This is a genomic window from Rheinheimera baltica DSM 14885, from assembly GCF_000425345.1.
GTDB classification, from domain to species: domain Bacteria; phylum Pseudomonadota; class Gammaproteobacteria; order Enterobacterales; family Alteromonadaceae; genus Alishewanella; species Alishewanella baltica.
In genome coordinates this window covers 114,005-135,869 of the sequence record NZ_AUDG01000008.1, presented here as the reverse complement: position 1 = coordinate 135,869, position 21,865 = coordinate 114,005, and the positions used below count along the sequence as shown (strand labels likewise).

Sequence of the window (21,865 nt, the reverse complement as noted above, 5' to 3'; positions counted from 1 at the left end):
CATCTACCCTATACGCACCACGAACGTGTGTTCTGGCATTTAATTCATCAGCTCGAGTTCTGGCCTGATGCCACTTTGCGAGAAAATAAAAAGTTGCGCAGAAATATTCAGGACTGCATATGCTATTTAAAAGGACGAGGCATGGCTCCTATTGACTGTATTGGTGTCAGACCATAAACACTTGACCGCTGAACACTGACAGGTAAGCTACAACAACTTAGTTTTATTAACGGGTGTCGTCTTGCCGTATTACCTTGCCTGGCTAAAAAGCCTCAGCATTTATTGCCAACGCCGGGTTCTTGCCATTTTTATTCTGGGATTCTCCAGTGGCTTACCCTTAATGCTGGTATTTGGCGTGTTATCTTTTTGGTTGCGCGAAGCCGGTGTTTCTCGCGCCGATATTGGTTACTTTAGCTTGGTAGCCCTGGCATATGCTATTAAGTGGCTTTGGTCACCACTGGCAGACCATTTACAGATCCCTTATTTACATAACATGTTAGGCAGACGTCGAAGTTGGCTGCTCATATCACAACTGGCTGTCATGATTGCTGTACTATTTATGTCCGGCATGGATCCAAAGCAAGAACTGGCGTTAATGGCGGCTTTTGCTGTACTGTTGGCTTTTGCCTCGGCTACTCAGGATATTAATGTTGATGCCTTTCGTATTGAGAGTGCTCCCGAGCAAATGCAAGCGGCTCTTGCTGCTGCTTATTTAACCGGTTACAGGCTGGCAATGATACTGGCTTCTGCCGGCACACTCTGGTTAGCTGCCTTGTTTTCAGACAATCAGGGCTATGATTTGGTGGGCTGGCAGCGCGCTTATCTGATAATGGCACTGTGTATGCTGCCTGGTATACTGACAACCCTTCTTAGCAAAGAACCCCTTAGCAACTTACAACAGCACAGCGCAATACAAGGTAACGTACTGCAACGCTTTGCGACCTGGTTACAGCAAGCGGTGGTGGCACCCTTTACCGATTTCTTTAGCCGATACAAGTGGCATGCACTGCTTATTCTGGCACTGATCGCCTGCTATCGTCTTTCCGACGTTGTAATGGGCGTGATGGCAAACGTTTTTTATGTAGACATGGGCTACAGCAAAGAAGAAGTGGCCAGTGTATCGAAAATCTATGGTGTTATCATGACGTTAGTAGGCGCGGCACTGGGCGGCGTTTTAATCAATCGCTTTGGAACATTACGGATCCTGTTTGTCGGTGCCTTGCTCAGCGCAGTGACAAATCTACTTTTTGCCGCGTTAAGCCAAATTGGTTATGACTTAGCATGGTTAACCCTCATTATCTCTGCTGACAACCTCAGTGCAGGTATCGCCACAAGTGCTTTTATTGCTTATTTATCGTCGTTGGTTAATCTGGCCTTTACAGCAACACAATATGCAATGTTCAGTTCACTGATGCTGCTATTACCCAAATTTGCCGGTGGCTTTTCCGGGCACTGGGTAGAGCAAATGGGGTATGGGCCGTTTTTTGTTATGACCGCGGTTATGGGGATCCCAGCATTGCTGTTGATTATCGCCTTGGCAAGGTATAACACCATAAAACAAAACGCCGCTGGTTAGCGGCGTTTTTTTAAATCAGGCGGTTAAAACCTGTTTTAATCCTTCCGTGGGATCAACATCGAGCGCTTGGCAGTAGCGGACATACTCAATCACATCCAGCCGACGCTCCTGATTTTCTACTTTACCAATAAAAGAATGCGGCGTTCCTAATATTTCAGACAAACTACGCATCGTATGGCCTTTTTCTTGACGTTGTCGTTTAAGCCAGACACACAGACGTTTATTTTCATCTGAAATAACGCTTTTAGTACCTTTCATGTTTTTTCTTCTCCCAGCGTGTTACGCTTTTATTATATAAAAATACTTCCTGCAAAAAATGCAAACCTTATTGCTAGCGCAATAAGCAATAAAAATCGGTTAATTAAACCACAGGATGCGATAAGCGTACAGCTACAAGCGTTAAAAACTGTAAAGATGCTTTACAGTTTGGTATGCGAAGGTGTTTCGCGGATAATGCTGTAAACAGCGTTAATAAAACTGAAGAGATAAGAAATGCTTAAGCTATTGTATTTATTGCCAATAATAATGTGTGCTATTTGGTATTGGTATCTAAAGCAGCATGGTTGGGGCATAAAGCAGGGATGGAAAGGATTTGGCTATATTCTTGGTTTTAACTTTGCAATTGCAATTAGTTTATGGACGATTATGCTGCTAACTCAGCGCTAAGCTCAATTAGCAGCAATAATGTATCTTTTTATTTACAAAATTATTCTTGCCATTAAACTGAAAATGATGAACCACAACCACAAGTAGTTGTTGCATTGGGATTCTGAACTATAAAACGACTACCTTGTAAGCCATCAGTATAGTCAACAACTCCCCCCATCAGATATTGCAAACTCATGGGGTCCACCACCATAGACACGCCCTGTTTCTCAACGACGAAATCACCATCATTCACTTTTTCATCGAAGGTAAAACCGTACTGAAAACCCGAACAACCGCCGCCCGTAATATAAACCCGGAGCTTCAACTCTGGATTTTCCTCTTCACTTACCAATAGCGCGACTTTACGCGCCGCAGCATCGGTAAACTCAATTGGTACAGCTGGTTCAGACATAACAACTCCACAGGTTTCGCTAGGAAGTAAATTATCTAATACCTGACTAATTTATTCAAGTATTAGCCACTGTTGTCGGTTAATCAGTATAAATCGTTACAATTAAGCTGATTAGTCAGCAGCTTATGTTAAACTCTTTGTTATCTAATACGGGTGTTTTGACATATGCAGCGCTGGCAAATCTGGCTTCCGGCCTTACAACGTCGTTTGGCACTACCACAAACATCACTACAGTTGTCCATCTTGGGTATGCTAGGTGGCCTGGCTGCAGCTATTTTAATCATCCTGTTCCGGTTAGCTATAATCGGCATACAGAGTTTTTTCTTAGCACGCAGTGACGACTTTTCCACCGTCTCTGCGGATATTCGCTGGATACTGCCTCTCGCAGGAGCAGTGTTAATCGGCGCAATAGCTGGGATAACAGGTTATAAGCATTACCGTCTGGGCATTCCATTTGTTATCCACCGTATCAAGTTAAAATACGGCATGATGCCTACCCGCAATACCCTGAATCAATTTTTTGGCGGGATACTAGCGCTCGCCAGTGGTTTTTCTGTTGGCCGTGAGGGCCCATCAGTTCACTTGGGAGCATACAGTGCAAGTACCTTGGGCAAATACCTAAAACTCCCTTACAACAGTATACGAATTTTAGCTGGATGCGGTATTGCCGCTGGTATTTCAGCCTCGTTTAACACACCTCTCGCAGCCGTTATATTTGTCATGGAAGTGGTACTACGGGAATATCGGGTACATGTATTTATTCCTATTATGCTGTCATCTGTTGTCGGCGCCTTGGTGACACAAAGTGTGTTTGGTAGTGGTAATGAACTGGCGCTGCTTAATATTGTTGCAATCAGTGGTTGGCACCTGCCTTATCTGGTGCTTTGCGGCATTGTGTTTGGAGCCATCGCTTTTGTATTTAACAAAAATATGATGCGGTTAATTAAGTTATTTAAAAAGTGGCCATTGATATTACGCTTGGCATTGGCCGGCGCGCTAACGGCTGCCATAGGATATTTAATTCCGCATGCCATGGGGGCTGAAACAGGGGCTATTTTTTACGCGGTTAATGCACCTAATGATGTGACTTTATTACTCACCATCTTTATTGGTAAAATGTTACTCACCCTTTTTGCCTTGGGCCTTGGCGTGCCCGGAGGGGTTATAGGCCCTATTTTTGGCATTGGCATTGTATTAGGAACACTACTGGCTATCATTCCCTCTGCCGTTATTGGCGACAATAGTATCGCTGGTACTTATGCCGTGCTAGGTATGGCAGGGTTAATGGCGGCGACAATGCATGCCCCTCTGGCGGCGCTGGTTGCTGTGATGGAGCTGGCGCACAGTCCGGGGATCATTATCCCAGCGATGTTAGTCATTACTACCGCTTATATTACCGGCGTGCAGTTTTTTAATAACAAATCTATTTTCTTGTTACAGCTGGATTTTCTGCAAATGCCTTACAAACTCTCACCGGCAGATGACGTATTACAAAAGGTTGGCGTACTAGCATTGTTGGATAATCAGTATCAAGTTCTCGACAACCCTGATGATCAGCAAGTACAGCATGCGCTGGACAAACTGGAGCCACCGCAACAATTACTGGTACAGCGACATCAGGACAGCGAGACTGAATATTTTCTTGCCAGTTACGACGTGCACCTGTCAATGACAGGTGCAAGTGCAATACAGTACATACCGCTGCATGGCTTAAACCATCAGGCTACAATGGCAGAAGTGTTTGCTATTTTAGAAGACCGGCGTGAAGGTGCTGTGTATATTTATCGTGAAGAGCAACCCCAGCAAGTAATTGGCATTATTCGTTGGGATCAGGTGCGTAGTTTGTTGGTTAAACAGAACAATTTATTATGACAACTATTTTAGTGTTCAAAGCACTGCATGTTTTTTTTATGGTAGCGTGGTTTGCTGGCATTTTCTATCTGCCCCGAATTTTCGTGTATCACGCTGCAACCCAAAGCCCTGACTGTGATGCCGAATTTAAAATTATGGCGCGGCGTTTATTGTATTTTGTTACGCCATTCGCATTGTTAACATTAGTGTTTGGCTTACTGCTTATTTACAGCTATGGTGCAGCGTGGTTTAAAGTAAGTCACTGGCTACATTACAAGTTAGCACTGGTCACTCTGCTTTATGGCTACCACATTTATTGTTTTAAACTTCTGGCAGACTTTAAACATAATCGCAACACGCGCAGTGCAAAATTTTACCGCATTTTTAATGAGGTTCCTGTGCTTATATTATTAGCGATTATCCTGTTAGCTTATTTAAAGCCAATGTAGGCGGATATTCGCTTTTGGTTGAATTTTTCGCGTATAATGACGCGGTCCAATGCCGGTTCCGGCCTCCGTTAATTCTCAGCGAAAAGAGCACTGACTATGAGCTTTAAAGGCGAACACATCCTCTCAGTAAGCCAGTTTGATCGCGACACCATTCAACATGTTTTTAATATTGCGCATCAAATGCAGCCTTATGCCAGCCGGCAAAAACGCACTAAAGTGCTTGAAGGCGCCATTTTAGGTAATCTGTTTTTTGAACCCAGTACGCGCACTCGGGTTAGTTTTGGCTGTGCCTTTAACCTATTGGGTGGTGAAGTCCGTGAAACTACCGGCATGGAGTCGTCTGCTTTATCAAAAGGTGAATCGTTATTTGACACCGCACGAGTGATTAGTAGTTACAGCGATGTAATTGCCATGCGTCATCCACAAGCAGGCTCTGTCGCAGAATTCGCCTTAGGCAGCAGAGTACCCGTACTCAATGGTGGCGACGGAGCCAATGAGCATCCAACACAAGCACTGTTGGATCTGTTCACGATTGAACGCGAACTGGCATCTAGCGGCCAAACTATTGATGGCATGCACATCGCCATGGTCGGTGATTTAAAATTTGGCCGAACCGTACATTCGCTGTCTAAGCTTTTAAAATTATACAAAAATTTACGCTTTACGCTGATATCGCCACAAGAGCTTGCAATGCCTTCAGACATTGTTGATGCCATACAAAGTGCTGGGCACCAGGTAACCGTTACTGATGCGTTGGAAGGTAATCTCAATGCAGATATTGTGTACCAAACACGCATTCAGGAAGAGCGCTTCCCATCGAAAGAAGAAGCTAATTTATATCGCGGCAAATTTCGCTTAAATCAAGAAATTTATACCCGCTACTGCAAGTCTAATACTGTGATAATGCATCCGTTACCGCGCGACTCCCGTATGGAAGCTAACGAGCTGGACAACGATTTAAACCTGAACCCCAATTTAGCTATTTTCCGCCAAGCCGACAACGGCATTCTGGTGCGTATGGCACTGTTCGCTCTGACGCTGGGTGTTGAACACCTTCTTACCAAATATGAATGCGCTGTACCATGGTACAGCAATAAGCACAGCGGTTAGCCTCGCTATACCTGTCCTTATTTATCTTAACTACTGGAACCTGTTTTATGTCTTTATCTGCAGAATTATTTCAACGTGCACAGCATACTATTCCCGGCGGCGTAAACTCGCCAGTTCGTGCCTTTAAAAGCGTAGGTGGCACACCAATATTTATTGACCGTGCCGATGGTGCATATTTATATGATGTTGATGGTAAACGTTATATAGACTATATCGGCTCATGGGGCCCCATGTTACTAGGCCACAACCATCCCGCAATTCGACAGGCCGTAATAGATGCCGCGGCCAAAGGGTTAAGTTTCGGCGCTCCCTGCCCGGCGGAAGTCACTATGGCGGAGCTAGTCAGCACCTTGGTGCCCAGTATGGAAATGGTACGCATGGTAAGCTCCGGTACGGAAGCTACCATGAGTGCAATACGTTTAGCTCGCGGCTATACCGGGCGCAACACCATTGTAAAATTCGAAGGCTGTTATCACGGTCACGCCGATTCATTATTGGTTAAAGCCGGTTCCGGCGCCTTAACACTGGGTGTGCCTAATTCTCCTGGCGTACCGGCAGATTTTGCTAAGTACACTTTAACAAGTGAATTTAACAACCTACCGCAGTTAGCACAATTGTTTGCTGAGCAGGGTAACGATATTGCATGTATTATCGTTGAACCTGTCGCCGGCAATATGAATTGTATTCCTCCCGCGCCTGGCTTTTTACAAGGTTTACGCCAGTTATGCGATCAGTACGGTGCGGTCTTAATATTTGATGAAGTAATGACAGGTTTTCGTGTAGCGCTGGGTGGTGCACAGGCGGTGTATAACGTAAAACCTGACTTAACGACACTGGGTAAAATTATCGGTGGCGGTATGCCTGTTGGCGCCTTTGGCGGCAGACGAGATATAATGCAGCATATTGCCCCGCTTGGTCCGGTATATCAGGCAGGTACACTCTCGGGCAATCCTATTGCCATGGCTGCTGGCCTGGCTGCGTTAACTGAAATCAGTAAACCTGGAGTTTATGATGCGCTCACGGCTAAAACTACCCAACTGATTAACGGTATTTCTGCCGCTGCAGCTCGAAATGGCGTTCCTATGACCACGAATCAGGTCGGTGGGATGTTTGGACTGTTTTTTAGCGCAGAAACCTCTGTTACCAATTTCAAGCAAGCCACAGAGTGTAACATTGAAGCATTTAAGCGCTTTTTCCATTTAATGCTGCAACAAGGTATTTACCTGGCCCCGTCTGCATATGAAGCCGGTTTCTTGTCTTTGGCCCATTCAGATGACGATCTGTCAGCCACTATTGCTGCAGCAGATTTGGCTTTTAAACAACTTTAACGGCGGTTTTGTAACCAAACAATATCTGTGTCGTATGGTCTAGACTGTACGACATAGCCAATTCCACGTCCGTTACTATAAATAGCCTCAGGCCATTGTTGGCTTAACCAAGGGCTGACATTAACTTCCTGCTTATTCCAAAGGTATGCCCCCAAGCCCGCACGGTTTGGTTCAAGCCAATAGATACCGGAGGTATCTACAAACCATTGCTCAGGTGACAGCTGGCGCCAATTAAGCTCAACAGGCAAATCTACGCGGCGCTCTTCTTGTAACAGCGCTAACTGATTTTGCCCGGGAAGCTGAATAACGACCCCTGTGCCAGGTGCACAGCGCACATCTACAACATCTTGTTGTACTAAATGATGTCCCTTATCCGTTTCAGTAAACAACTGCCAACCCGCGTTTGTCAGTGCAGTCCAGTACAAGCGGTTGTCACAACTACTAAAACGCCCCTGGCTGCTAATATCTCCCGGATACAGCGTTAACTCACTACTTTGCAGTTTTAATTGAAACAACTGGTTGTTGATCACCAATAGCAGCTCCCCCTTATGCCAAAGCAGTTGCTGCACTTGCTGTTGCTCGGTCAACCAGGTTAATTGTGTGCTATTTTTGCCCTGTGCTAACCAAACCTGACCATGGCCGGTTCGATCAGAAACAAAAGCAGTGCCGTATTCCGAAACGGCTAACAAACGTTCACTTCGATTGCTCACATGCCAGGGAGTAAGGTGCAATGAGACTTGTTGCTGTTGTTCCTCAGCAGCAAAATGATAAATATCTGTGGTGTAATCCAGATATTGTGTTGCCAGCACCTTGCCAGGTGCCCTGCTTGCTTGAGCCAAACTAACCGTTAGCGGACCTAAACGTTGCATTGCCATACTGTTAAGATCAAGTATTTCCAGCTCTGAACCCACAGCCGACAGCAACAACTGATCTTTGCTCCACCAAGAAAATTCCTTAACCAAATAGGGAAAAGCAATTATACGTTCAGGCTGGCCATCGGGCAGCGATAAACGATACACGGCACTGCTGTTACCACCCAACTGCACCAATAAATACAAGGTATTATCAGATAACAACAAACCATTTAACTGTCGCCAATTATGGCTGATACGGTTTACTTGTTTTGCAGTCGCTTGCAACGGTGAAGCGAATAACAAGATATCTGCTGTTTCAGGTTCAATGTCTGCCCATAGCCACTGCTCGTGCCAACGCACCAGAGCTTGTGTTAGCACTTGATAGCATGGCCATTGTTGCAATAGCTGCGCAGGCCCTGCAGTTGGCAATAATTGCTGGCGATAAAATGCACAAGAATCTGATTGACTGCGTGCTCTGAAGAGCAATTCCTGTTCATCAAACCAAACAGGTTGCGACAAGGCAAGGTATTGCTGTGGCAGATGCTCAACTTTTAAATCTGCCAGTGACTGTATGCTCCAATTCAACCACGGCTGCTGTGGGCCTTTATACTGATAGACTACATGGCTAGCTGAGCTATTGACTAAAGGCCAGTATTCCTCGCCACTAAGGGCGCTTATAGGCGTAATAATATCCGGTAACCGCACCAGCGGCTCTGCAGTATATTTTGCTAACACATAGGCCAAACTGGCACAGCATAGCAAAACAGCACCGGCTGTAAGATTGATAGCTCGCCATGACCATGCCAATTTTTTATCGCCCAACAATGCCGGGGAACTGGTCGTTGAGACACTGGCAGTATCATCTGCCTCTAAGCAAGGCGCTAGCTGTTCAACCGGTTTAATTTCTGCAAGCCAGCAATAGCCTTTCTTAGACACGGTTGCAATATAGATTGGGGAACGAACATCATCACCGAGTACTTTGCGTAGCGCACCTACTGCACGCATTACAGCAGCGTCGGTGCCTTCTTCAGTAGGCCATACTTTATCAATTAGCGTGTCTTTGGCCAGTAACGTATTGGGATGACGTAAAAAGAAATTTAGCAGGCTATGCAAACGAGGTTCAAGTCGCAGTGGCGACTCTGGTTTAGCAATTGTAATGGGCCACAACTCACCATAAACGACCTGATAATACCAGTCGCCAATCTGTACCAGTGGGTCCAAATTTGACATTAAGGTCCGCCCAACATGTAAATGTTAGGGCGGATTATACCTTAAGCATAAGAAATGTTTAGCGTTTCTAATTGTAAGACAATGTATCAGGCAAGTTTGATGTCTTTAGTATCTTTGGTGTCTGTTTTCTTGTCTTCTGGCTGTGCTACAGGACTGTAGATATCTGGTTCACCACAATAAGGATGCCACATACAAGCAATTAAAGACTCATCAACTGAATCATTGATATTAACCTGACTACTATTATTCGACGTTAGTAAAGTCATGCAAGCGATGGCAGAAATTGTTGCTATTAAAAATTTAATTTTCATATAGAGCATCCTTTGATTGTTGGCCTAATAAACGTTAGACAACATCTCACCACGATGCTTAATGAAAAAAGTATAAAATTCTAATAAAAAACCTATGGTAACTGTAGTCTAGCTATATCAAGGTCTCCTCGCATAGACTCCAATATATAAATCCGCTTACCGTCAGCAGAAACACTAAAACGTGGGTGATAAAGTGTTGTTTCACCTAGCACATCCAGAATCTCTCTGGTTTCAAAGTCATAGTATTGCAGCTTAAAATAGATATCTTCTATTAACTTTACGAAATAAATTCCTTCAGTTCTCTGCTGGAATTTATACCAGAGCTGATTTTCCGGCAAAGTAATAGGCGTTTCCTCAACAATACCGCTGTCTAAATGTTTGAGATAAAATTTCTTATTGATAGCATCACGCCAAAAACTGTATTTTCCGTCATAACTTTCCAAATAAAGCTCTGCATCAAGTATAAAAGGCTTGTCATCAATTCTCTGCTCTAAAATATCATAGCGGGCAATTTGCCATCGACCATTTATTGACTCGGCATAATAGATATATTCACCTGAGCTGCCCCAAGAGGGTAAAGAGGTTATGACATTATTCTCGAGTGGCAATTTAGATAACGCTCCAGTTTCTGACAACAACCAGATGTCATTATCTAGTTGAGCAATTAAACTATTGCCATCTGGAGAGTACACTAAACTTCGAATTCTTTCGTTTTTCTCAAAGAAGGTAAGTTGTCGTTGATCACCATTTGAATCAAATAGCCAGACTTGTGGTAACCCTGACCGCCTTGAAACGACGGCTACCTGATCATCTCTTGTAGGGTGCGCTTCTGCATGGCTTTCATTTCTATTAGAACTAAACACCACCTTATTTAGAGATGATTTCTCTGAAAGATCATTCGCAACTTCTTTGATGTTGATATGAGAGTAATCCCCCACGGTTGCATAAAGCTTTCCGTTTTTTAACGTCTGAACTTCCCGAGTACTATTATCCATGTATGCGACAATAGATGACGTCCCAGTATTAAGGTTAAAGCTACTTAAAGCTGTCAACGTGGAAGAGTAAATAATATTTTCATCATCACTAGACCAGCCAACATTGCCTGGCATAGTGCCACTAACGTCGACTAAAAGCTTTATTTCCCTATTTACTAGGTTAAGTAACCATAGTTGAGCCGAGCTGCCAGAGCCCCTGAGGAAAGCCAGTTTGTCACCCTTAAATGAAAATCTTGCAGCATAATCACCGAAGCTACTTGGTGGTGGTTTTGTTAATTGCTCTGCCTCTCCGCCAAGTACAGGCTTCATCATTAAAGCCATTTGTCTGTTGTCACTCATTGAAGGGTAAATTACATACTTTGCATCCGGAGACCAAGTTAGTCGGGAGGATAATGAGTTTTCACCACAAGTAGATAGTTCTGTATCACTGATAATTTCTAAAGAAGCTTGGTTATAGTTAACTATTCGGATACTACAACGGCCATCCGGGTAACCTCTATGGTAAGCAATCTGCTTTCCATCTGGACTAAAAGCTGCACCAAAACTACTGTAAGAGTCTTCTGTAATTTGTATTCGCCGGTGTTCTTGTAAATCTTCCAGCATTAACACCGTAACATTTTCATTTTCTGGACTGGCATAACTATAAACTAAATAGCGCTCGTCTTCGGACACGTTATGATAAAACTCAAGCCCATCTAAAGAGGTTATAGGTGTGTAGCGCAGCAATGGTATTGCCTGTTCGGCTGAGTCTGGCATGGTATCTGGCCAGAACAACCAACTTACACCCGCCAAAGTTACGAGGAATGCCATAGCAAGCCATAGTAGCCGTTTTGAAGTAGAACTAGGTACGTTTTGCTGCGGCTGATCGCTATCGGTATCGGTTTCTTCCGGAGGAATTTCTTGCACTACAACCGCTGATACCGGCGCAATAAAGCGATAGCCTCTCTTTGGAATGGTTTCGATGTAACGCGGTTCTCGGGTATCGTCCCCTAACGCTACGCGAAGTACACGGATAACCCGTGTAACTCTGCCATCTGATACATCACGAATCCCCCAAACATCAGCAAGTAGCTCATCTTTGGTAATTAAACGTCCCGCGTTAGCGATAAAATAATTCGCTACCTTTTGTGACAAATTATCCAAATCAGCGGTAACAGCAATTTTGCCGTTCGCATCAAACTGAACCAGTTTGTCTTGCTCGGGTAGATATTGCCATTGCCCTACTTGTAATGGGTTATCAGGTTTCATCGCCATAATCTCATTCAAGTGCAGCTATTCTTCTAAACATTCAGTCATAGCAGGCATTTCAACTGAAATCGCAGGTAATAACAATATGTTAAAACAATTTTTCCCCTGTAAGTACCCCGTTTTAATTGAAAAAGACTGTAAAGATACCTGTTCAGGCATCACTCGTACCAATGAATTGGCGCCATGCAGGCGATAATAGTGTTTAAACACATTTAACGCGCCAGTCGACCCGGTTAAGGCAATCGCATTGTTATCATCACGCCCTAACCACACTGCTGTTAAGGTATCTTGATCGAACCCCGCGAACCAACTGTCCCGATAATCACTTGAAGTACCAGTTTTACCCGCAAAGACGGTGCTTGGAAACGCCGCTTTTAGCGATTTCGCTGTACCTCTGCTGGCGGCTTGCATTAGTGCATATTGCAATAGATACACTTCTTGTTGTTCATATCGGCGCGTAAGTGGATGTTCACGGACATATAATGGATGTCCATTACTGTCTGTCACCGCCTGTAATGTCGTTAGCTGCTGATGCAAACCATTATTGGCTATCGTCTGGTATAACTGGGTAACTTCAAGCGGGCTAAGCTCTATAGCTCCGAGCAGGGCAGCAGGATGTAGCTTTACCTTGCGTCTTAAGCCCAGTTTGCGTAAACCATCACTAAGTGCAGGCAAGCCCAATTGCAAGCCAAGCCTTACCGTTGGTACATTTAATGAGTTCGCCAGCGCATCGACTAACATGACCGGCCCACGGTACTGTTTATCAAAGTTCTGTGGCTGCCAGTCCTGGTCATTACTGCGCAGTCGTATCGGCTCGTCTTGTAATATCGACGCCAAAGAGTATCGGCCACGCTGCGCCAACGCCTCAAGATAAATCACCGGTTTAATGATACTGCCAATTTGCCTTTTAGCATCAATAGCCCGGTTAAAACCACCTTGCACGGCATCTTTACTGCCAACCATAGCAATGATCTTAGCGTATTGATAATTCGCAACCACAACAGCAGCTTGTAGCTCTGATGGCAGCTCAGCCAGTTGCGTCTTTGTGGCTCGCTCCGCCGAAAATTGAGCTTGAGTATCAAGGTAGGTGAATACTTTAATACCCTGATCTTTATCTACCGCATTAATACTAAGTTGGCGCAGCTCTTTTTTCACGGCATCTAAATATGCCGCAAAACCGGTATTAAGATACTGATTTCGAGGGATCACCACGACAGCTTGCTGCACGGCATGCTCATACTCTGTCCGGTCTAACAAGTGTTGTTCAAACATTAAACGAAGTATGAGATCACGCCGCTGCTGGGCTCGCTCGGGGTATCGGCGCGGATCAAAATAGGAAGGCCCCTTCAACAACCCGATGAGCAATGCATATTGTGCCGGCTGAAGTTCACCAAGTGGTTTGCCAAAATAGAACCGGCTGCCTAAGCCAACTCCGTGCACCGCATTTGCGTAGTTTTGTCCAACAAATACTTCATTTAAGTAAGCTTCAAGGATTTGATCTTTGTTAAAGCGATAATCTAATACAATAGCAATCAGCGCCTCATTCGCTTTGCGCCATAGTGTGCGGTCACTGCTCAAATACATATTTTTCGCTAGCTGCTGAGTCAACGTAGAACCGCCCTGAACCGTGCGTCCAGCTACCGCGTTTACCCACAATGCCCGCATAACCGACAGTGGTGAAACACCATGGTGATGATAAAAGTCGCGGTCTTCTACCAACAATAAGGTATCTTTAAAGCGTTCAGGCACCTGCTCTAATCGCACTAGCTCCCGGTCTTCTTGCTGCGCAGCCACTAAATGGTCAATCAGTTCCGGTTCAAGCCTGGCAAAATTTAAAGGGTCTTGTTGTTGGCGTTGCGTAATACGATTGATGCCACTGCGGTTAAATTCAACACTAAATAGCTGCTCAGCTTCATAGCCGTCGACGTAAGTAAATGCCCGGCGATACACCGTGACATGATTGCGAGAAACACTATATTGCCCGGGAGCGGTTAAGCTGGAATTGCGCTGATATTTTAAGTTGTCTAGCTTAGCAATAAGCTGTTCTTGTGTCATTAGTTTACCAGGTAACAGCTCTGTACTTTGGGCATAAATTTGCGCCGGCACTTGCCATTTTTGACCACTAAACTTTTTGCTTATTTTACTATCGAGGTACACCAGATAAAACAACAGTACCAGTAGCAACACAAACATCAGCTTTAATAGTGCTATGGCAGTACGTTTTAACCCGCTCCTCAAGGCTGAGGGTTTTATCGCTGATTTGTTGGCCGATTTTGGTTTGCGGCTTACATTAACTTTACTCATCGAAGCATCGCTTTTTTAGTTTTTGTTGTTGGCATTGCCTGTGCAGGATCTTCCGGCCAAAAATGTTTTGGATAGCGCCCTCGCATCTCTTTTCTCACTTCCTGCCACGCATTTTGCCAGAAACTGGCTAAATTTTGCGTAACCTGCAACGGCTGTCGTGAAGGTGATAATAACTCCACTGTAATATTAACTGCACCTTGCAACACGGTTGGCGATTGCATCTGGCCATACATCTCCTGAACCCGCACTGAAAGTCGTGGTCCGCCCTCGGCCAGATAATTAATACTCACCTTAGAGCCCGTTGGCGCCTGCCATTGCGTTGGCAACAATTGGCTTAATTGTTGCTGCTGCGGATAGGTTAAACGCTGTAACAAGGCGTCATACAATGGCAATTGTGCCAACGCTGCACTTTTACTGATTGTTGTCAGATAAGGGCCTAGCCAATTAGGCAGTTCATCCAGCAAGGCAGTATCTGAAAAATCAGGCCAGCCCGCATCTGGCTGCATCTGCTGCAGTAACCTAACACGTGCTTTCAGTTGCAGCGATGTTTCGTTCCATGGCAAACAAGCAATACCTTTGGCAAGGACATATTCCTGCCAGGCATGCTGCTTTTGTTCTGCTGTTAACTGTAATGCTGCAGGTTTAGCGCTGAGTAAACACTGACCAAAATTACGCTGCTGTTCGGTAAAAAAGCTGCCGGCTTTTTCATCCCAAAATGTATGCGTTTCCCACTGCAATTGACCGTGCCAGTCAGCCAATATTGTCTCTGGGGCAATACTTACCCCATGGTAAATGCGGTTTTCCCGACCAAATTGTTGCACATGTAATGCCACAAGCCACGGTTGCCCCGTTAAGCTATGATTGTCTTGTAACACAGCGCCAATACCATTTGATAGCTGATACCCCTTGCCACGGCGCTTGGCCAGCCTATCTGGATAGGCACGTAGCAACAGCAAAGGTGCCAATTCTATCGGCATTGTTGAATGTAACTGACAACCGATTAGGCGAGCAAAACTCTGCGCTTGCTGCCATTGTTGCGGCAAGGCTTGTTTGACTCGCCCCAGCAAACTATAGATATCATCTTGCAGCACCCGGCTATCTTCCAACAAGGCTGCCAATACACAGGCTAGCGCTTTTGCCCCCAGGTTACCTTGCTGCTCCAGTACATTCGCATGCAATAACATAGCAGCTAGCCTGGGTTCAGTACCTAATTTATGCGCTCGCCGCCCTTCTGGGGTAATAATACCTCTGTCATCGATAAAGCCCAGCTGCTGTAACAAGCCTTCCGCTACTTTTATATGAGCTTGTGGCGGTAGCGTTATCCAGAGTAAATCATTGATCTGACAGCCCCAGGCTGCCACATCTAAACGCAACGCGGTTAAGTCACTGCGCTCAATTTCTGCGGATTCAAACCGGGCGCGACGTTGCCATTTTTCCGCCGTATCTAATCTGTAGCAGTGCCCCTCTGACAACCGGCCTGCCCGGCCTGCTCTTTGCACAGCGGCTGCCTGACTAATAGCCACAGTATCCAACACACTAAGCCCCTGACGTGGATTAAATTGGCTTTGACGACATACTCCACTATCAATCACCACGGTAATGCCATCAATGGTTAGACTGGTTTCAGCCAGGTTTGTCGACAATACCACTTTGCGCTTCCCACTTGGCGGGGCAGCAATAGCCGCTTGTTGCTGTGCCAAGGTCAAACTACCCAACAAACGGTGAAGCTGTGTATTGTCTGGCAACCCGTGTTGTTCAAGACGTTGTGCGCATTGATTTATTTCGCTTTGCCCTGGTAAAAACACCAGAATATTTCCGGAATGCATTACTAATGCCTGCTGCACAATACGGCAAATTTGTTGGGCTAACGGCTGATTGTCAGGTAACACATAATCGACACTTACCGGGTAACTACGGCCTTCACTTTGCAAAACCGGCGCCTGTATAAGCTCGGCTAAGTTCGCCGTATCCAGCGTAGCAGACATAATAAGCAACTGCAGTTGTGGCCTAAGCTGCTGTACTTCCAAGCACAACGCTAAGGCTAAATCAGCATGCACTGACCGCTCATGAAACTCATCAAACAGCACCAGATCGACATCGGCCAGTTCAGGGTCTTGTTGCAGTTTGCGGGTAAGTACGCCTTCAGTAACGACTAACAGCCGCGTACTGCTACAGCATTTTTTTTCTTGCCGAATTTGATATCCCACCGTACTACCAACGGCTTCACCAAGTTGCGATGCAATATAGGCAGCGATATTTTTTGCCGCTAAACGACGAGGCTCCAACATCAGTATCGTTTTACCAGCAAACTGTTTATGTTGAAGCAGGTATAATGGCAGATAGGTAGACTTGCCAGCCCCCGGAGGGGCTGACAAAAGCACCTTATTGTGTTGCTGCAGCAATAACAGCAGTTGCGGTAAAATATCAGCAACAGGCAGCACTATTTACTCCGACTCAATACTAAAATTAGCGCGCCTATTCTGAGCAACTAAGTATGCTCAACTCAGTATGCTCAACCAAGCTTGCTAAGCTAAAAGGGAGGTGATATTACACTTCCGCCAATAGTGTTGTGCTTATTGTTCTTATGCCTTGGCCTGTGGCGCCTGCCGCCCAATAACCATTATTACTATTATTAAATGCGGCAGCTAAATCAAAGTGCAACCAGCCCTTCCCGTCATGCGGCACAAAGCGACTGAGAAAACCTGCAGCATTACTTGCGCCACCTGCGCCGCCACCTTTTACGGGTCGACTATTGGCCGTATCGGCATAGGCCGAAGGGCATTGTTGCTTATGCCAATGCTCTAGAGGCAGCTGCCAGGTAGGTTCGTCAGATTGCTCGGCATACGCTAAGGCTTTTAGCGCTAATTGTTTATCCAGAGCAAACAAGGCATTAAACTCAGCGCCAACTGCAGTAACTGCCGCTCCTGTTAAGGTTGCAGCATCGATGATAAGGTTTGCGCCACTTTCTGCTGCACACATCAGGCCATCGGCCAATACCAAACGCCCTTCTGCATCAGTATTAACAACTTCAACCGTAGTGCCGTTTTTATAGGTGATGATATCGCCAAGCTTGTACGCTGTGCTGCTAATGAGATTTTCCGCACAGCATAATATTAATTGAACCCGTTTATTAAGGCCTTGCAAAATGGCTAATGCCAAAGCAGCCGTCACCGTTGCAGCTCCACCCATATCGCATTTCATTGTGAGCATGCTTTCGGTCGCTTTGATAGAGTAACCGCCACTATCAAAGGTTATACCTTTACCTACCAACGCCGCACTTACAGGCGTATCAGCGTTTGCCGTTGGGTTGTAATCCAAAATTAGCATTGCAGGTTTGCGTGCGCTGCCGCGTCCAACCGCATGTAAACCATGCCAGCCAGCGGCAAGTAACTGCTCATCCAATAAAATCTGGCTTTGCACTGTGCCTTTGGCAGCCACTTGCTCAATAAAACGCGCCGCTAATATTGCCAGTTGCTCTGGATACAACTCGTCTGGGGTCTGGTTCGTTAGCTGCTTTGCCCAACTAAAACATTGCACCATGTGTTGCAACTGCCGCTGAGTGTCAGCGTCACCACAAAACAGCACACCATTGTGTTTTTTCGCCGTGCAAAACCCCTGATAAAACGCCCACTGCAATGCTATTGTCCAACCGTCACCAGCAAGCTGCACCTGCAGCAAGCCAAGACTCTCTAGACTACGTGCCGCTTTTTGCACACTGCGCGTGGCGTCATGGATATTAAAATGCAGCTGAAATCCATCTGCTATTGGCGAAAATAATGCCTTGCCCCATTTAGTGTCCGCAGAATGTTGTTGCAGCGTAATTTGCACTACGTCAGTCATTTGTCCCCCTTTACGCGTAACGCATCTTAGTTATTTGTCAGAGTGTATCACAAGGCTCTAACCGCAAAACACCACGACGCTATTCGGCTGTTACAATGGGCAAAATCCCCTTCGAATGGATAACCGCTGAAAAAAGATGACGGCCATGCTGGCAGTCTGTATACTTCCGCGTCTTTTAAATCTGATTGCGATGCTAGCAATATTCTGCTATCTATAGCCGCCATATTTTTTGCTTGGCATTATACAGGAGATGATCATGCCAGAGGGCAATACTACCAAAACGCTGGGCTTACTAGCTCTTGCAGGCGTAGCGCCATATCAGGAAGCTGTCGGGGAAGAGTATATGAACCCGAAGCAACTGGAACATTTCCGTCGCATACTTGACGCCTGGCGTCAGCAGTTGCGCGAAGAAGTTGACCGTACTAAGAATCATATGGCCGACGAAGCAGCAAACTTTCCGGACCCTGTGGACCGTGCTGCGCAGGAAGAAGAGTTTAGTTTAGAGCTTAGAGCACGTGACCGTGAACGTAAGCTACTGAAAAAAATTGAGAAAACCCTGCAAAAAATTGAAGATGAAGACTTTGGTTTTTGTGATACCTGCGGTATTGAAATTGGTATACGTCGCTTAGAAGCCCGTCCTACGGCTGATATGTGTATCGATTGCAAAACCTTAGCAGAAATCAAGGAAAAGCAAATGGGCGGCTAAGATGCCCATTGCTTCCTCTGCTTATATAGGCCGGTTTGCGCCATCGCCTTCCGGCCCGCTTCATTTTGGTTCTCTAATTGCTGCTGTTGGTAGCTATCTGCAAGCAAAAAGTCAGTTTGGGCAATGGCTAGTGCGGATGGAAGACATTGACACTCCTCGCATGGTGTCAGGTATGGACAGCGATATCCTGCGTACCTTAGAACAATATGGTTTGCACTGGGATGGCGTTGTACTTTATCAAAGCCAGCGGTTAGACCGTTATCAGCATGTTTTTGCCCAACTACAACAACAGCAATTGCTATATGGTTGTCAATGTACCCGCAAACACATTAGTGCCATGGGTGGCTTTTATACTAACCATTGTGCTGCACTAAACTTATGTCACGAGCCACTTGCCTGGCGCTTACGTAGTAGCAATGTACCAAGTTGTTATGCTGATTTGTTATTTGGCCAGCAACAAATCCCGGCAGAACTGGCGGCAGAAGATTACATCATTAAACGCCGTGATGGCCTGTTTGCTTATCAACTTGTGGTTGTTATTGATGATATTGATCAAGGCATTACCGAAGTTATACGCGGTGCAGATTTAATCCAGATGACACCACGCCAACAAGCCCTATGCCAATTGCTCGGCGCCAAAGCCCCACGCTACGGTCACCTGCCGTTAGCGGTATTGCAACCAGGACTTAAACTTAGCAAACAAAATCATGCCCCGGCAGTAAGCCAATGGTCACAACCTCAGGTTTTAACTGCAGTACTTGATTTTCTTGGTCATTTACCGCCCCGGGAATTGCAACAAGCACCAGTGGCTGAACAGTTAAACTGGGCATGTAATAACTGGCAATTGGCCAAGGTACCGGCAAAAATGGAAATAAACGCCATAGAATATCGTTAAGCAGCGCCTGTTTCGTTCTTTTTTTTGCGTAGCTGCGGTATTATTAGCCGTTTTTTTAACGTGCAGCAAAAGGTTGCACTGCTCAGGAGAATAATCATTATTTCACGCGTGTTAGATTTTTGCCGCCGCACCCTTAGTGGCAAGCCAAAGGCAGACAGTGGCAAGGCCAAGGCAAACAACGCCACGGAAGCTCGTAAAGAAAAAGCGATAGCTAAGCCTTCTCATGCCCCGCGTATTGCTGCGGGTGCCAGTTTATTGCCCCAAGTTCAGCGTTTAAGCCGCGACCAACATGCTATTTCGCGCAAGGATATCAGCCCTAATGCACTTAAAGTGCTGTACCGGTTAAAGGATGCCGGTTTTGATGCCTATCTGGTTGGTGGCTGTATTCGCGATTTATTGCTCGGTATTAAGCCAAAAGATTTCGATGTGGTTACCAATGCTAAACCGGAGCAGGTAAAACAGGTGTTTCGTAACTGCCGTCTAATCGGCCGCCGTTTTCGTTTAGCCCATGTCGTATTTGGTAGAGAGATCATCGAAGTAGCAACGTTCCGTGGCCATCACAGTGGTACTGAAGATGACGCCGAAACCGCACCTAAGTTAAAAACATCCAGCTTAAGCGACCATGGCCAAATACTGCGTGACAATGTGTACGGCTCAATTGAAGAAGACGCCGAACGGCGTGACTTTACTATTAATGCGCTGTACTACTCCGTAAATGACTTCTCGGTGTACGACTTTGCTAACGGTATGCAAGCTATCGCTGAGCGTAAAATTGAGCTCATTGGCGACCCGGAAACGCGCTATCGCGAAGATCCGGTACGCATTTTACGTGCCATTCGATTTGCTACCAAGCTGAATATGCAAATAGCGCCAGCCGCTGCAGAACCAATCCCACAGCTGGCTGTAATGTTAAAAAATATTCCGCCACCGCGGTTATTTGATGAGCTGGTTAAATTACTGCTGGCTGGAAAAGCCTTTGATAACTTTATGCTGATGCGTGACACCCGCGTACTCAAGCAGCTGTTACCCCAGTTAGACAAGCTATTAAAACAAGAACCTGAAGGCAAAGCGTTTCAATTAGCGACCAAAGCACTGCAAGACACCGATGCGCGCGTAGCCGTGGAAAAACCCGTAACACCGGCGTTTATTTTCGCCGCGTTAATGTGGTATCCGGTAGAGCTTCGCTGTCAAACACTGGTAACGGATGGACTTAGCGAACTTGACGCGATGAATATCGCCATGACAGAGGTGCTGGATGATGTGCAGCGTACTATTGCCATTCCGAAGCGTTTTACCCTGGCTATGCGCGATATTTGGGCGTTACAAAGCCGCCTGACAAAACGTGCCGGTCGTCGCGCATTTAAATTACTCGAGCAACCAAAATTTCGCGGTGCCTTTGACTTTTTGCAATTACGGGCGCAGGCAGAAGACGGTAACCTGACAGAACTTGCCTTGTGGTGGGAGCGTTTTCAGTTTGCTGACGACACCGACCGTTTGCAGCTTATTAATCAGTTAGGCAAGGAAGGCGTTGACAAGGGCCCACGTCGTCGGCGCAACTATAAACGTAAACGCACAGCAGAATAATGGCTTTAATTCGGTGTTTCATCGGCTTAGGTGCCAACTTAGACCAACCTGGTTTGCAACTACAACACGCGGTAGACGAATTACAACGGCTACCGCAAAGTATATTGCAGCAGGTATCAAGTTTTTATGCGTCGAAACCTATGGGGCCGCAAGACCAACCAGACTATGTTAACGCTGTCGTCGCTATCGATACTTCGCTCTCACCTGAGCAGTTATTAGACGCGTTGCAACAGATAGAACAGCAACATGGGCGAAAGCGCAAAGCTGAGCGCTGGGGTCCACGCACGTTAGATTTGGACATACTGTTGTATGGTAATGAGACTATTTCAACAGCACGCCTCACCGTGCCGCATTACGGTATGAAAGTACGTGAATTTGTACTATATCCTCTGCATGAAATTGCCCCAGAACTTCGCCTGCCGGATGGTACTGTATTATCCTCTTTACTAAAGCAAGTGCCGATAAATGGCCTGCAGAAACTTCATAGCAGTTGCAGCTGATCGCACTTTGTGCGATCTTGCGCC

The 21,865-nt window shown here is 45.8% G+C and carries 17 protein-coding genes; 9 read left to right on the top strand and 8 right to left on the bottom strand.

What is annotated here, in order from left to right:
* Positions 1-241: 241 nt before the first annotated feature.
* Positions 242-1,576, top strand: a complete 1,335-nt coding sequence (locus H595_RS0105630; RefSeq protein ID WP_027670332.1) for an AmpG family muropeptide MFS transporter — start codon at positions 242-244, stop codon at positions 1,574-1,576.
* 15 nt (positions 1,577-1,591) lie between these two features.
* Here the strand turns inward: H595_RS0105630 and H595_RS0105625 are convergent, their stop codons facing one another.
* Positions 1,592-1,834, bottom strand: coding sequence for a helix-turn-helix domain-containing protein (locus H595_RS0105625; protein ID WP_027670331.1), 243 nt, complete (start codon positions 1,832-1,834; stop codon positions 1,592-1,594).
* A gap of 460 nt (positions 1,835-2,294) precedes the next feature.
* Positions 2,295-2,636, bottom strand: coding sequence for an iron-sulfur cluster insertion protein ErpA (erpA, locus tag H595_RS0105610; protein WP_027670329.1), 342 nt, complete (start codon positions 2,634-2,636; stop codon positions 2,295-2,297).
* A gap of 165 nt (positions 2,637-2,801) precedes the next feature.
* Here erpA and H595_RS0105605 point away from each other — a divergent pair, with 165 nt between their 5' ends.
* The 4 genes from H595_RS0105605 to hemL all read left to right on the top strand — a co-directional run bounded on the left by H595_RS0105605 (position 2,802) and on the right by hemL (position 7,374).
* Positions 2,802-4,508, top strand: coding sequence for a chloride channel protein (locus tag H595_RS0105605; RefSeq protein ID WP_084153480.1), 1,707 nt, complete (start codon positions 2,802-2,804; stop codon positions 4,506-4,508).
* Positions 4,505-4,936 (top strand): CopD family protein, encoded by a 432-nt coding sequence (locus H595_RS0105600; protein ID WP_027670327.1) that lies wholly within the window; start codon positions 4,505-4,507, stop codon positions 4,934-4,936. The genes H595_RS0105605 and H595_RS0105600 overlap by 4 nt, the downstream gene beginning before the upstream one ends.
* A gap of 96 nt (positions 4,937-5,032) precedes the next feature.
* Complete coding sequence (locus H595_RS0105595) at positions 5,033-6,046, top strand: aspartate carbamoyltransferase (protein WP_027670326.1); 1,014 nt, start codon at positions 5,033-5,035, stop codon at positions 6,044-6,046.
* Positions 6,047-6,093: 47 nt separating this feature from the next.
* Positions 6,094-7,374 carry a glutamate-1-semialdehyde 2,1-aminomutase gene (hemL, locus tag H595_RS0105590; protein WP_027670325.1) on the top strand — a complete coding sequence of 427 codons (1,281 nt, stop codon included), beginning with the start codon at positions 6,094-6,096 and terminating at the stop codon, positions 7,372-7,374.
* Here the strand turns inward: hemL and H595_RS0105585 are convergent.
* The 6 genes from H595_RS0105585 to pepB all read right to left on the bottom strand — a co-directional run bounded on the left by H595_RS0105585 (position 7,371) and on the right by pepB (position 18,156).
* On the bottom strand, positions 7,371-9,458 hold the full coding sequence (locus tag H595_RS0105585) for a winged helix-turn-helix domain-containing protein (RefSeq protein WP_027670324.1): 2,088 nt from the start codon (positions 9,456-9,458) through the stop codon (positions 7,371-7,373). The two genes, hemL and H595_RS0105585, sit on opposite strands and share 4 nt — an antisense overlap.
* Positions 9,459-9,544: 86 nt before the next feature.
* Positions 9,545-9,769, bottom strand: coding sequence for a hypothetical protein (locus tag H595_RS0105580; RefSeq protein WP_027670323.1), 225 nt, complete (start codon positions 9,767-9,769; stop codon positions 9,545-9,547).
* A gap of 92 nt (positions 9,770-9,861) precedes the next feature.
* The gene (locus H595_RS0105575; protein ID WP_084153478.1) at positions 9,862-12,018 is read right to left on the bottom strand and encodes a winged helix-turn-helix domain-containing protein; all 2,157 of its coding nucleotides are present in this window, start codon (positions 12,016-12,018) and stop codon (positions 9,862-9,864) included.
* 18 nt (positions 12,019-12,036) lie between these two features.
* Positions 12,037-14,316: a penicillin-binding protein 1B gene (gene mrcB / locus H595_RS0105570; protein ID WP_027670321.1), complete on the bottom strand. Its 2,280-nt coding sequence runs from the start codon at positions 14,314-14,316 to the stop codon at positions 12,037-12,039.
* Positions 14,313-16,757 (bottom strand): ATP-dependent helicase HrpB, encoded by a 2,445-nt coding sequence (hrpB, locus tag H595_RS0105565; protein WP_027670320.1) that lies wholly within the window; start codon positions 16,755-16,757, stop codon positions 14,313-14,315. The genes mrcB and hrpB overlap by 4 nt, the downstream gene beginning before the upstream one ends.
* Positions 16,758-16,863: 106 nt before the next feature.
* Positions 16,864-18,156: an aminopeptidase PepB gene (gene pepB, locus H595_RS0105560; RefSeq protein WP_027670319.1), complete on the bottom strand. Its 1,293-nt coding sequence runs from the start codon at positions 18,154-18,156 to the stop codon at positions 16,864-16,866.
* Between the two features lie 256 nt (positions 18,157-18,412).
* On the opposite strand from pepB, the gene dksA reads away from it, so the two are divergent.
* The 4 genes from dksA (at position 18,413) to folK (ending at position 21,841) form a co-directional block, all read left to right on the top strand.
* On the top strand, positions 18,413-18,862 hold the full coding sequence (gene dksA, locus H595_RS0105555; RefSeq protein WP_027670318.1) for an RNA polymerase-binding protein DksA: 450 nt from the start codon (positions 18,413-18,415) through the stop codon (positions 18,860-18,862).
* A gap of 1 nt (position 18,863) precedes the next feature.
* Positions 18,864-19,757, top strand: a complete 894-nt coding sequence (gene gluQRS, locus H595_RS0105550) for a tRNA glutamyl-Q(34) synthetase GluQRS (protein WP_027670317.1) — start codon at positions 18,864-18,866, stop codon at positions 19,755-19,757.
* A 108-nt stretch (positions 19,758-19,865) separates the two neighbouring features.
* Positions 19,866-21,341 (top strand): polynucleotide adenylyltransferase PcnB, encoded by a 1,476-nt coding sequence (gene pcnB, locus H595_RS0105545; RefSeq protein WP_084153483.1) that lies wholly within the window; start codon positions 19,866-19,868, stop codon positions 21,339-21,341.
* Positions 21,341-21,841 (top strand): 2-amino-4-hydroxy-6-hydroxymethyldihydropteridine diphosphokinase, encoded by a 501-nt coding sequence (gene folK / locus H595_RS0105540; RefSeq protein ID WP_037053748.1) that lies wholly within the window; start codon positions 21,341-21,343, stop codon positions 21,839-21,841. Before pcnB ends, folK begins: the two co-directional genes overlap by 1 nt.
* Positions 21,842-21,865: the final 24 nt, after the last annotated feature.